General features: G+C 70.9%; 13 protein-coding genes. 7 read left to right on the plus strand and 6 right to left on the minus strand.

Annotation, left to right across the window (positions count from 1 at the left end):
• Positions 1–100 precede the first annotated feature (100 nt).
• The 3 genes from D9V36_RS19115 to D9V36_RS19125 form a co-directional block, all read right to left on the minus strand.
• Positions 101–1,093: an aldo/keto reductase gene (locus tag D9V36_RS19115; RefSeq protein ID WP_129294853.1), complete on the minus strand. Its 993-nt coding sequence runs from the start codon at positions 1,091–1,093 to the stop codon at positions 101–103.
• A 274-nt stretch (positions 1,094–1,367) separates the two neighbouring features.
• Positions 1,368–1,685 (minus strand): winged helix-turn-helix domain-containing protein, encoded by a 318-nt coding sequence (locus tag D9V36_RS19120; protein WP_129294854.1) that lies wholly within the window; start codon positions 1,683–1,685, stop codon positions 1,368–1,370.
• Positions 1,682–2,101 carry a hypothetical protein gene (locus D9V36_RS19125; RefSeq protein ID WP_129294855.1) on the minus strand — a complete coding sequence of 140 codons (420 nt, stop codon included), beginning with the start codon at positions 2,099–2,101 and terminating at the stop codon, positions 1,682–1,684. The genes D9V36_RS19120 and D9V36_RS19125 overlap by 4 nt, the downstream gene beginning before the upstream one ends.
• A 369-nt stretch (positions 2,102–2,470) precedes the next feature.
• Here D9V36_RS19125 and D9V36_RS19130 point away from each other — a divergent pair, with 369 nt between their 5' ends.
• Entirely contained in the window at positions 2,471–3,418 is a 948-nt protein-coding gene (locus D9V36_RS19130; protein ID WP_241720936.1) for a putative protein N(5)-glutamine methyltransferase, read from the plus strand.
• Positions 3,418–3,549 carry a hypothetical protein gene (locus tag D9V36_RS42645; RefSeq protein ID WP_277753458.1) on the plus strand — a complete coding sequence of 44 codons (132 nt, stop codon included), beginning with the start codon at positions 3,418–3,420 and terminating at the stop codon, positions 3,547–3,549. The genes D9V36_RS19130 and D9V36_RS42645 overlap by 1 nt, the downstream gene beginning before the upstream one ends.
• A 42-nt stretch (positions 3,550–3,591) precedes the next feature.
• Here the strand turns inward: D9V36_RS42645 and D9V36_RS19140 are convergent, their stop codons facing one another.
• A complete protein-coding gene (locus D9V36_RS19140) occupies positions 3,592–4,812 on the minus strand; it encodes an MFS transporter (protein ID WP_206739695.1) in 1,221 nt (406 codons plus the stop codon).
• A gap of 69 nt (positions 4,813–4,881) precedes the next feature.
• On the opposite strand from D9V36_RS19140, the gene D9V36_RS19145 reads away from it, so the two are divergent.
• The 4 genes from D9V36_RS19145 to D9V36_RS19160 all read left to right on the plus strand — a co-directional run bounded on the left by D9V36_RS19145 (position 4,882) and on the right by D9V36_RS19160 (position 7,663).
• Positions 4,882–5,880 (plus strand): ArsR/SmtB family transcription factor, encoded by a 999-nt coding sequence (locus tag D9V36_RS19145; protein ID WP_129294857.1) that lies wholly within the window; start codon positions 4,882–4,884, stop codon positions 5,878–5,880.
• A gap of 120 nt (positions 5,881–6,000) precedes the next feature.
• Positions 6,001–6,447 carry a helix-turn-helix domain-containing protein gene (locus D9V36_RS19150; protein WP_088799259.1) on the plus strand — a complete coding sequence of 149 codons (447 nt, stop codon included), beginning with the start codon at positions 6,001–6,003 and terminating at the stop codon, positions 6,445–6,447.
• Positions 6,448–6,480: 33 nt separating this feature from the next.
• Positions 6,481–7,128 carry a hypothetical protein gene (locus D9V36_RS19155; protein ID WP_129294858.1) on the plus strand — a complete coding sequence of 216 codons (648 nt, stop codon included), beginning with the start codon at positions 6,481–6,483 and terminating at the stop codon, positions 7,126–7,128.
• A 187-nt stretch (positions 7,129–7,315) separates the two neighbouring features.
• Positions 7,316–7,663 carry a DUF2516 family protein gene (locus tag D9V36_RS19160; protein WP_206739696.1) on the plus strand — a complete coding sequence of 116 codons (348 nt, stop codon included), beginning with the start codon at positions 7,316–7,318 and terminating at the stop codon, positions 7,661–7,663.
• 36 nt (positions 7,664–7,699) lie between these two features.
• Here D9V36_RS19160 and D9V36_RS19165 read toward each other — a convergent pair whose 3' ends face one another.
• Positions 7,700–9,139 (minus strand): PP2C family protein-serine/threonine phosphatase, encoded by a 1,440-nt coding sequence (locus D9V36_RS19165; RefSeq protein WP_129294860.1) that lies wholly within the window; start codon positions 9,137–9,139, stop codon positions 7,700–7,702.
• A gap of 328 nt (positions 9,140–9,467) precedes the next feature.
• On the minus strand, positions 9,468–10,547 hold the full coding sequence (locus D9V36_RS19170) for a C40 family peptidase (protein ID WP_241720937.1): 1,080 nt from the start codon (positions 10,545–10,547) through the stop codon (positions 9,468–9,470).
• Positions 10,548–10,991: 444 nt separating this feature from the next.
• Between D9V36_RS19170 and pstS the strand changes: the two genes are divergently transcribed.
• Complete coding sequence (gene pstS, locus D9V36_RS19175) at positions 10,992–12,110, plus strand: phosphate ABC transporter substrate-binding protein PstS (protein ID WP_129294861.1); 1,119 nt, start codon at positions 10,992–10,994, stop codon at positions 12,108–12,110.
• Positions 12,111–12,119 lie beyond the last annotated feature (9 nt).

The following is a 12,119-nucleotide window of genomic DNA, read 5'->3' on the forward strand; positions in this document are numbered from 1 at the left end:
GTTCCCCACCGTGATGTCCGCGGGAGGAGAGCACCGTGATACCCGCGGGAGTCGAGCACCTGGAAGATCAGCACTCTGACGACGGCTGCTCCAGGGCCGGTTACCGGTTGACGAAGGTCATGCTGGCCTCGTCGTACCGCGTACCGGCGATCCGGGCGGCCGGCGCCGTGGCGTCGATCGCGGCGAGTTCTTCGGCGGTCAGCTCGATGGCGAGCGCCCCGAGGTTCTCCTCCAGGTACTTCACCCGGCGCGTTCCGGGGATCGGTACGACGTCGTCCCCGCGGTGCTGCACCCAGGCCAGCGCGAGCTGTCCGGCGCTGACGCCCTTCTGCGCGGCGAGCGCGTCCAACTGCTCGACGATGGCCAGGTTCTGGTCCAGGTTGCCGTCGGCGAAGCGCGGCTGGCTGCGGCGCAGATCGGACTCCGGAAGGCCCTTCACCGAGGTGTAGCGGCCGGTCAGGAAGCCGCGTCCGAGCGGCGAGAACGGCACCAGGCCGATGCCGAGTTCGCGGCACACCGGGGCGATCTCCTGCTCCAGATCGCGGGTCCACAGCGACCACTCGCTCTGCAGCGCGGCGATCGGATGCACCGCATGCGCCCGCCGCAGGGTCGCCGCGCTCGCCTCGGACAGCCCGAGGTGCCGCACCTTGCCCGCCGCGACGAGTTCGGCCATCGCACCGACGGTCTCCTCGATCGGTACGTCGGGGTCGACGCGGTGCTGGTAGTAGAGGTCGATGTGATCGACTCCGAGCCGGCGCAGCGATGCGTCGCAGGCCTCCCGCACGTAGGCGGCATCGCCACGGATCGCGGTCGGCTCACCGAGCCGGTTGGCGAACCCGAACTTCGTCGCCAGCACCGCCTCGTCCCGCCGGCCGGCAATGGCGCGGCCTATCAGCTCCTCGTTGTGCCCCGCTCCGTAGAAGTCGGAGGTGTCCAGCAGGCTGACACCGAGGTCGAGCGCCCGGTTGATGGTCGCGATCGACTGCGCGTCGTCCGATTCCCCGTACCCATGGCTCATCCCCATGCAGCCGAGCCCCTGCGCGGAAACCACCAGCTCGCCGAGGCGACGCGACGGGATGTTCATCGTGGTCATGCTGCTGCTACCTCCTGGGCGTATGGCGGACGGACGGACCCGGGGCTTTGAGTTTCTGCCTCTGACGCCCGGCCGCTGCCCCTCGGCCGCTGACTCTCTGTTTCCGAGTCTCGGCCTCTGGTCCCGTCCTGATTGCTGAATGCTGAACTCCGGGCCCGGTGGCGGGCTTGCGCCGGAGTCACGTCCCGGACGGTATGAGTTGGAGCGCGCTTCAAGTCAACACGGCGTCGCTGTGGCGCTGGTGGGACTGTCCTCCCTGAGCAGCCGTCCGTCGTCAGCCACCGTCGCCCGCTATCGCTCGCAGGGCCTGACAGTGTGCGGCGAAGGCGGTGCGGCCGGTGGACGTCAGGGCGAGCCAGGTGCGTGGGCGCTTGCCGACATACCCCTTCTTGACGGCGACATAGCCGGCCTTCTCCAGGGTGGCCACCTGCCGGGACAGGACCGAATCGCTGACCTCGACGGTGTCGCGGACAAAGGCGAACTCGGCCTTTTCGGCAGCCGCGAGAGTCGCCACGATGGAGAAGCGGACCGGTGCGTGTATCACGTCGTCGAGTCCGTGACGCGGATGTGCCCCGTGATGCGGGTCGGTCACCGCCGGGCCTCCAAGTAAGCGCCTATCAGCCCGGGAAGGGCGACCACCAGTGCGCCGGGAGCCCACCAGGCCAGGGCCCCCGGGAACCACACAGTGCCAGGGATCATTACAGCGCCGAAGAGCAGTCCCCAGGACGCGAGCATGATGCCTAGCCGCCATCCAAAACCGCGGCGTGCCACCCGCTGCCGACTCGCATAGACCCCCAGCCCGACGGCGGCGACACACAACAAGCCGCTACCGACCGCCACGCCGTAAGGGCGGTCCAGCAGCCCGACGGAGAGCAGCTGGGCCGCGGAAGCGCAGCCGTAGATCAGCTGGTACCAGACGTACCACCTCGTGCCGTCCCGCACCGTCGAGCTCAGCTTCCGCGCACGGTCCAGTGCGGCCGCTGCTTCCTGCGAGGCGTACTCCGCCATGTCGTCCCCCCGACAACTGATGCTGCTCCGACTCTCCGCATTCAGCGTGACAAGTACTTTCCGATATGACAAGTACTTTCCAGCCATTCGCCGTCGAGGCGAACTCCCCTCCTCCCGCGAGCCGTTGCTCTGCTGTTTTCTTGCTCCGCCTCGGCGCTCCGTCACCCGGCCGCGGCCGCCCACCTGTGCGCCCTGATCCAGGTCAGGTAATGTGGCGCCCCCAGTAGTGGACCGACCCAGGAGGTGAGACCGATTCCCCGCCAGATCAGGCAGGCGCTCCCGGCTCACGCTCCCGCGGTCCCCTCGACGCAGGTGACCGCCCGACACAGGTGAACCCGGGAAGCGCCGTCGGCGCCCCGAAAGGCTCACATGTCGTCGTTTCAGATGTCGCCCCATCCGTCACCGCTTTCCTCCCTCTCCCCTTCTCCCTCCCCGGCCGCCGTTTCCGCGCCGCTCTCCCGTTCCGCCGTCGTCACCACGCTGCGCGCCGCCGGCTGTGTCTTCGCCGAGGACGAGGCGGAACTGCTCCTGTCCACCGCGCAGACGGCGGACGAGCTGGCCGCGATGGTGGAGCGGCGCGCCTTCGGCCTGCCGCTGGAACACGTCGTCGGCTGGGCGGAGTTCCACGGACGGCGGATCACCGTCGATCCCGGGGTCTTCGTACCGCGCCGCCGCACCGAGTTCCTGGTGGACCAGGCAATCGGCCTCGGTCTGCGGACCGCCGAGCGCACCGGGCGGCCCACGGTCGTCGTCGATCTGTGCTGCGGATCGGGCGCGGTGGGCGCGGTACTGGCGGCGGCCCTTCACCGGGTCGAGCTCTACGCCGCCGATATCGAGCCCGCCGCGGTGCGCTGCGCCCGCCGCAACATCACCGAGGCCGGGGGCCGGGCCTACGAGGGCGACCTCTTCGACGCGCTCCCCGCCGGGCTCCGGGGCCGTATCGACATCCTGGTGGCCAACGTTCCCTACGTACCGACCGAGGAGGTCGGGCTGTTGCCGCCCGAGGCCCGCGAGTTCGAGCCGCTGGTGGCGCTCGACGGCGGTGCGGACGGGCTCGACGTCCTGCGGCGGGTGACCGCGGCGGCCCCGCAGTGGCTGGCGCCCGGGGGCCATCTGCTGGCCGAGACGAGCGAGCACCAGGCACCGGAGGCCGTCGAGGCCTTCACCCGCAACGGGCTGCGCCCCCGGGTGGCCGAGTCCGACGAGCTCTACGCCACGGTCGTCACAGGAACCCGGGAACCTGAGCCCGGTGCCTCCTGCCTCCCGGACACCGCCACCCCCTGCTTGCCCACCACTCCGCCTCGCTCGAAGGCCTGATGCGCCGAGGCGATGCCCGCCAGCGGATCGACGCCGTCGTCACCCAATGGCTCACCACGCTCGAAAGACCGCGCGGCCGGAAGCTCGACGAGGACCAGGACGGCCAGGGGCGTCTCCACCAGTCCCCCTGATCCCCTGGCCGCTGATCCCCTGGTCGCCTGGCCCCTGATCCCCTAATCCACGGCGGCGGGTTCCGGCAAGGCACCCGGACCCGTGCCAGGGACAGCCGGCCGTCGCTCCTCACGCCGACCCAGCGCCGCAAGCGTCAGGGTCACCATGACCGATCCGGCCGCCAGCAGCGTCATCGCCGTGGCCGGGGAGGTCAGTTGGGCCAGCGTGCCCGCCAGGGCCGCGCCGACGCCCTGCAGGGTGGACATACCGACGAAGTGCAGGCCGAGGGCCTGGCCCGCGAGGTCGTCGGGGGTGAGGGACATCAGGCGTTCCTGCAGGACCAGGCTCGCGGCGAAGCCGACGGCGGCAACGGCGGCGGCCACGGCCGACAGCGCCACTCCCGGGCGCAGGAAGAAGAACAGGTACGGCGCCGCCAGCAGCAGGCGCAGCGGGACCGCGAGGCGGGGGCGCCACGCGGGCGGCACCAGGCGGCCCACCGTCACATCGCCCACGAACATGCCCAGCGCCCCGCACGCGAACAGCGTCCCGGCCGCCCCGGGGGCGTAGGAGACGAAGAGCGAATCGCAGCCGACCACCAGGCCGTTGGGGATCCACAGGCCCAGGTATGTCAGCCGGCGGGGGCGCGAGGACCACAGGAGGGCGTTGGTGCGCCAGGTCGCCGCAACGGACGGGCGGCCGGAGAAGCGCGGCGGGCGAGCCGTGAGGCCGAGGCGGGTAACGAAGGCCGACAGCACGTACAGCGCCGCCGCCAGGAGCAGGCACGTCCTCGGTGCCAGGAGCGCCAGCAGCGCGCCGCCCGTCGCGAAACCGGCCACCTGCATCAGGCCCCAGAGCATGTTGTACACGGAACGGCCCAGGACATAGCCACCCTTCGGCAGGATGTCGTTGAGCAGGCCCGCGCGCACGCCTCCGCCCAGGGAGGCGATCAGGCCCTGCGCCAGTACGACGGCGAAGACCGCCCCGACCGGCAGACCGGGCAGTGCGAGCACCGCCGTACCGGTCGCGAAGGCGAGGGAGAGGCCGGAAAGGGCCGCGCGCGGGGGCAGGCGGTCGGCGGCCGAGAGCAGGAACACGGCTCCCAGCACCTGCGCCAGTTGCGGGCCGAACATGCTCACCGCCGACAGGAGCGGGGAGCCGGTGGCCCGGAAGACCAGCGTGCCGAGGGCCAGGCCGCCGATCGTCTGGGCCGCGGCATGGGCGGCGAAGGAGAGCAGGTACGGGGTGAACTCCGGGGTGCGGAACAGGGTGCGGTAGCTGCGCATGTGTCGGAGTCTCGAAGCGGCGCGGGGGCTGTGGTTATTGTTTCGCCGACACGCGAAAGGTCGTCCCGCATGGGCTTATGGCAGATCGACACCGACACCCTCGCCCGGAGCCGGTTCGTGCTCTCGCCGTTCGCCGAGACCTTCGCGAGCCTGAAACTGCTGTACGCGGGGACCGGCGCCCACCCGGGCGAAGAGGCCTGGCTGCGCGCCCATCTGCCCGGCTACCGCGCGCGCCTCGCGGCCGACCCGGTGACCGCGCCGCTGGTGCGGGCGGCCCTCGGCACGTCCTGGATCGCCGACTTCATCTGCCCCACCTCGTGCGTCGGGGAGAGTTTCGAGGAGAGCGTGGCCCGGGTGCGGGCGGCCGGGGCCGGGCAGGCGCGCGCCGACCTCCGGGTGTCCCTCCGGGGGCCGCTCCCCGCCGCCCTGGAGCGGGATGACCTGCCCGAACGGGCGACCGCGCTGCTCACGTACGTCTGGGAAGAGACCGTACGGCCGTACTGGGAGCATCGGCGGCGCATCCTGGAGGCCGACATGGTCGCGCGGACCACGCGGGTGAGCCAGGGCGGCTGGGCGGCCGTGCTGGACGACCTGCGGCCGGGGACGCGGTGGCTCGGGGAGAGCCGGTTCCAGGTCAACCTGAACGCGTATCCGCCGCGGGAGGTCGCCGCCGGGGCCGAGCTGCTGTTCATGCCGGTGACGCCGAGGGCCGGGTGGGTGTCGTGGGAGGCGCGGGAGCGGTACGCCGTCGTCTACCCCTGCCTCGGGGTGCTCGCCGAGGACCACGACCGACGCCCCGTCCCGTCCGGCCTCGGGGCGCTCATCGGACCCGCCCGGGCCCGATTGCTGGTGCTGCTCGGGACTCCCCTGAGCACGACCCAGCTGGTCGCCCTGACCGGGCAGGGGCTGGGGTCGGTCGGGCGGCACCTGCGGGTGCTGCTGGACGCGGGGCTGGTGGGGCGACGGAGGGCCGGGCGGTCGGTGCTGTACGCGCGGACGGCGGCCGGGGACGTCCTCGTGGAGGCATCGCGGGGGCCGGGACGGGCGACCGGGGCCGGTAGCCGGTAGCCGGTAGCCCATGACATCTTTCGCGCCCGGTCCCCCTCGGCCCACCTCCACACCCCCACCCGCACCACTCCTGCTAGCACCGCGCTTGCAATAGTTAGCACTTCCCGGCACCATCGAGGTATGGCATCACTCAACGTCGGCAATCTCGGCGAGTTCCTGCGGGAGCAGCGGCGCACGGCGCAGCTGAGTCTGCGGCAGCTCGCGGATGCCGCCGGGGTGTCCAACCCGTACCTCAGCCAGATCGAGCGCGGTCTGCGCAAGCCGAGCGCGGAGATTCTGCAGCAGCTCGCCAAGGCGCTGCGGATATCCGCCGAGACGCTGTACGTCCAGGCCGGGATTCTGGACGAACGGCAGGGTCTGGACGGGGTCGAGGTACAGACCGCGATACTCACCGACCCGGCGCTGAACGAGAGACAGAAGCAGGTCCTGCTGCAGATCTACGAGTCCTTCCGCAAGGAGAACGGGCTCGGGAGCGGCGGCAAGGACACCGCTGTGAGCGGACCTGAGGACGGGCGCGACACGGACTCCCTCGAGACAGAGGCCGACGGCGGCCCGCACGCCACCTGAGCAACCGATTTCGTTTCCAGGAGGAATAACGTCATGGCCATCAACACCGATGACCTCCGCAAGGCCCTGACCGACGCGACCCCGCTGTACGCCCTGGCCGGCACCGTCGACCTGGCTGCCGAGAAGCTCGGCGAGGTGCCGCAGTTCGTCGAGAAGATCCGGATCGAGGCGCCCAAGCGCTTCGAGTCCGTCCGCAGCACCGACCCCAAGGACGTCCAGGCCCTGGTCACCAAGCAGGCCAAGGACGCCAAGGAGAAGCTGACCGAGCTGCTGGGCTCGCTGGACGGTGACATCAAGAAGGTCCGCGACCAGGCGCAGGAGCTGGCGCTGCAGGGCGTGGGCCGCGCGGCCGAGGCCGTCGTGAAGACCCGTGAGGGGTACGAGGAGCTGGCCGAGCGCGGTCGTGGCGCGGTGGCGACCTGGCGCGGCGAGGCCGCCGACCAGGTCGAGGACCTCGCGGTGGCGATCGAGCCGGAGCCGGCGCCGAAGCAGGCGGGCAAGAGCGGGGCGAAGGCCCAGACCGCCACGGGGACGAAGAACCAGGCCACGAACGGCACCAAGGCCGAGACCAAGGCCACCCCCTCGGCGCAGCCCAAGCCGGCCACGGCGAAGAAGCCCGTCGCGCAGCGCAAGCCGGCCACGGCGCCGGCGAAGAAGAGCACCCCGCCGTCCGCCAAGTGAGGACACCGGGCGCACACCACGCGGCGAAGTGAGCCCGCTCACTTTTCGCCGAGGTCCCCGTTTCACCGGCCGGGCCGGGCACACTTCGGGTGCCCGGCCCGTTGTCCGGGTACGGTGGGGCCGCACGGGCGGCCGTCGGGCCGCCGCAGACCGAGACGACACGACTGGCGAACGGGCGGTGCAAGGCGTGCTGATTTACGGGTTCCAGAGCATTCTGAGCTGGGTGCAGCTCGCCCTGGGCGTCTATGCCGCCGTGATGCTGATCGACGCCGCGGTGCGCCGCGAGGACGCCTATCGCGCCGCGAGCAAGCAGACCAAGGGCATGTGGCTGATCTTCCTCGCCCTGGCCACGGCGCTGCTGTTCATTCTCCCGATCATGTCGTTCCTGCCGATCATCGGCGTGATCGCAGTGATCGTCTACACCGTCGACGTACGTCCGGCGCTCCGGGAGGTCACCGGAGGCGGCGGCCGCGGGCCCCGGCGCGGGGGCTCCAGCTCGGACGGGCCGTACGGGCCGTACAACGGCGGGCACTGAGCGGGCCGGGAGGCCGCCGGCCGCCGATGCCCCTCGCTACCGCCGGTCCAGCAGCAGTACGGCCACGTCGTCCGTCAGCTCGCCGCCGTTCAGATCGCGTACCTCTCTGACCGAGGCTTCCAGCAGCTCCTCGCCGGTGAGGCCGGCGGCCATCTGCCGGCTCACCAGCTCGGTCATGCCCTCCTGGCCGAGGCGCTGGTTCCCCTGGCCGATCCGGCCCTCGATCAGACCGTCGGTGTACATCATCAGGCTCCAGGAGCCGCCCAGCTCCACCTGCCGGCGCGGCCAGCGGGCGTGCGGCAGCAGGCCGAGCGCCGGGCCGCCGAATTCGTACGGCAGCAGCTGCGGAGGCCGGCCGGCCTGGGCCAGCAGCGGTGCGGGGTGGCCGGCCAGGCACAGACCGGCGCGGCGGCCGTCCGCGGAGATGTCGACGGTGCACAGCGTCGCGAAGATCTCGTCGTCCGCCCGCTCGTGCTCCAGGACCTTCTGGAGCGTGGCGAGCAGTTCGTCGCCGGAGAGTCCGGCGAAGGTCAGCGCGCGCCAGGCGATGCGCAGCTCGACGCCGAGGGCGGCCTCGTCGGGGCCGTGGCCGCAGACGTCGCCGATCATCGCGTGGACGGTGCCGTCCGGGGTGCGGACGGTGTCGTAGAAGTCGCCGCCGAGCAGCGCACGGCTGCGGCCGGGGCGGTAGCAGGCGGCGAACCGCAGGTTGGAGCCGTCGAGCAGCGGCGTGGGCAGCAGGCCGCGCTCCAGTCGGGCGTTCTCCTGGGCGAGCATCCGCGACTCGGTGAGCTGGCGCTGCGCGAGGTCGGCGCGTTTGCGTTCGACGGCGTAGCGGACCGCGCGGCTGAGCACCGCGCCGTCCAGCTCGTCGCGGAAGAGGTAGTCCTGGGCGCCGACGCGGACGGCGTCGGCGGCGCGCTCGGCGTCCGTCTCGTAGGTGAGGACGAGAACGGCGTGCGAGGTGGCCATCCGCAGCACATCGCGCAGCATGCCCAGCTCGTCGTCGGGGGTGCCGCCGCGGCCCGGGTCGCGTTCCGTACGGTCAGCGGGCTCCCGCGGGGGAAGGTCGAGCAGGATGCAGTGCACATCGTCGGTGAGCAGCCGCCCGGCCTCGGTGAGGTTGCGGGCGGTCCGCAGACGCACCTTGCGGCCCGCCCAGTCCCACATATCGGGGACATGGCTGTTGGGGTCCTCGCCGATGAGGAGCAGGTTCAGACCCTGCTGGGCGGGCGGGTGCTCGGCCGGAACGCGCTGTGCGGCCGGCTGCGGCTGCTCGGGCTTCTGGAAGCCGTGGGAGCCCAGAGGGGCCGACGACCGGCCCACGGCGGTCGCCGGGGCGCTCAGGCCCTGGGCCGTCGTGTCCCCCGCGCCCGGCGCGTCGGCGACCCGCGCGGTGTCCGCGCAGGTGCCGTCCACCGGTCCTGCCTGGTGCGGCAGCACGACCGCCCGCTGGTGCGGTACGGGTACGGGCATTGGTCTGCTTCCTTCCCTCCCCCCGAGGGGTGCGGTGGAGCGCCGAACGGCGCATCACCGTGCCCGGCTTCCCGCCGCTCGTCGGTCAGTGGAGCGGGGGCACACCGGGCACTGCCAGGCGACCATAGCGCCAGTACGGAGTGGGATGGAATGCCCGGCGGCAATCGGCCATCGTCATATGCCGCACCTGATAAGCCATTTGACCTGGGGAGGGCGGAATGCGGAATGACGAACATCACCCCGCCCGGGTGCTTTCCGCTGCGCGCCGACAACTCTCGGACAGGAAACATTCCGGTCATTTATCGTGCGTGTGATCCGCGCCATCGTGTCAGCCGTCACCGTCGGGGCGGACGACACCGAGGATCGGCATCGAGCCGGCGCCGGTGATCGTGACCTGCCGGCCGGGCCGCGGTGCGTGCACAATCGCGCCGTCACCGAGATACATCCCGACATGGCTGGCATCGGAGAAATAAATGATCAGATCGCCCGGCCGCATGTCCTTGAGCGCGACCCGGGGCAGTTGGTGCCACTGCTCCTGCGAGGTCCGCGGAATGGTCCGGCCGCCGGCCTGCCACGCCCTCAGGGTCAGCCCGGAGCAGTCGAAGGTGTCCGGCCCTTCCGCACCCCACACATAGTCCTTGCCGATCTGTGCGGTGGCGTACGAAATCGCCTTCTTGCCGGGCGCCGAGGCTTTGTTGCCGATGTCTTTCAGTACGCCGGAGTCCAGCCACTTCTGCTGCTGCTGGAAGGCCAGCTCGTCCTCCAGCTTCTTCAGCCGGCCCTTTTCCTTGGCTGCCAGCCGGGATTCCAGCTGCTTTGCCTCGTCGATCTTTTTCTTGATGTCCCGCTGGGCGCTTTCCTTCTTCTTGCGGTTCGCCTCCAGCTTCTCCCAGCGGTCCGTGGCCGCGTCCGAATAGCCCTTCAAGTCGCCTTCCAGATGCGACAGTTGGCTGATCATTCGCTTGGCCGCCAGCTGCCCCTTGCGCGCCAGGGTGGCATTGTCGAGAAAGCCCCCGGGATCGACGTTGAGCATCAGCTTCGCCTCGGCGGGCATTCCGCCGCCGCGGTACTGGGCGCTGGCCAGCGCGCCCGCCCGCCGTTTGACGTCGGCCAGCCGGCGCTGGGTGCTGTCGATGCTCCGCGCCAGCTTGACGATCTCCTTCTGCTGGAGTTCGACCTGTTCCGTGGCGGCGTTATAGGCGTCGGTGGCCTGCTCGGCCTTGCGGTAGAGGGCGTCGATCTTTTTGCGTACGTCGTCGAGGCGCCGGGCGTCGGCGTCCGCGGCCGTTTTCGCGCCGGCGGCCCGTTCCGCGTCCGCGGAGGGGTTCTTCGGGTCGTCCGCGTAGGCGGACGTCGCCGTGCCGCCGAGCAGCCCCATCGCACACAGGACGACGGCGGTGCACGCCACGAGCCGGCTGCCCCGTGCGCCCCATGGCCCCCGCGCACCCCATGATCTCCGCCCGGCCTGCCCACCCCGTACGTCCCGAACGCCCTGCCGTGCCCCCTGGCTCCCCACCAGCCACCTCCGGTCGTTCCGCACCGATTCGCGAAGTCCTACAGGCGCGGATGCTGCCATACCGGCCGGTAATTCAACAGGGTGACGGGCCGTTTCGCACGAGTGGGCGAGCACTTCTCCCCGGGCACCCACCCGATGGCCGAGGTTCACCGTGCGTTCATTCCCCTCCATCGGCCGCTTCACCTGATCTGCCTAATTTCAGCCTCACCGAGTACGCGTCCCGCCCATGGCGCAAGCGCGACACGGCCCGCCGGCATCGCAGAACGCGACGGCCGCCAGATCCTCATCACCTCGCACGCCGACGAAGCGGCGCGCCCCAGGAAGGAACTTTCGACAGTGAAGCTTCAGCGCAAGAACCGGGTTCGCGCCCTCGCCGTTGGCGCTCTCGCCGTCTCGGGTGCCCTGGCCCTGACGGCGTGCGGCTCCGATGACACCTCCGGCGCCGGCGGCGGTGCCGCCAAGCCGTCGAACATCAAGTGCGAGGGCAAGGGCAAGCTGCTCGCGTCCGGCTCCTCCGCGCAGAAGAACGCCATGGACGTGTGGGTGCAGGCCTACTCGGGCGCCTGCAAGGGCACCGAGATCAACTACCAGCCGACCGGCTCCGGCGCGGGTGTCACCACCTTCCTGCAGGGCCAGACCGCCTTCGCGGGCTCCGACTCCCCGCTCAAGCCCGACGAGATCACCAAGTCGAAGCAGGTCTGCAAGGGCGGCCAGGCCATCGACCTGCCGATGGTCGGCGGTCCGGTCGCGATCGGCTACAACGTGCCCGGCGTGGACAACCTCGTGCTGGACGCCCCGACGCTGGCGAAGATCTTCGACTCGAAGATCACCAAGTGGAACGACCCCGCGATCAAGAAGCTGAACCCGGGCGCCAAGCTCCCGGACCTCAAGATCCAGGCGTTCCACCGCTCCGACGACTCGGGCACCACCGACAACTTCACCAAGTACCTCAAGGGCGCGGCCCCCGGTGACTGGAAGCACGAGCCGGCGAAGAAGTGGGAGGGCACCGGCGGCCAGGCGGCCTCCGGCTCGGCCGGCGTCTCCTCGCAGGTCAAGCAGACCAGCGGCGCGATCTCGTACTTCGAGCTGTCGTACGCCACGGCCGGCAAGATCCCGACGGTCAAGCTGAACACCGGCGCCAAGGCCCCGGTCGACGCCACCGTCGACAACGCCTCCAAGGCGATCTCCGAGGCCACGCAGGCCGGCAAGGGCAACGACCTGGCCCTGAAGCTCAACTACACCACCAAGGCCGAGGGCGCCTACCCGATCACCCTGGTGACCAACGAGATCGCCTGCGACAAGGGCAACAAGCCCGAGACGCTGGCCGCCACCAAGTCCTTCCTGACCTACGTCGCCAGCAAGGACGGCCAGAGCGCGCTCAAGCAGCTCGGCTACGCCCCGCTGCCCACCGAGATCGCCGACAAGGTCCGCAAGACCGTCGCCACGCTCTCCTGACCCACCGGG

This window comes from Streptomyces lydicus (genome assembly GCF_004125265.1).
GTDB classification, from domain to species: domain Bacteria; phylum Actinomycetota; class Actinomycetes; order Streptomycetales; family Streptomycetaceae; genus Streptomyces; species Streptomyces lydicus_C.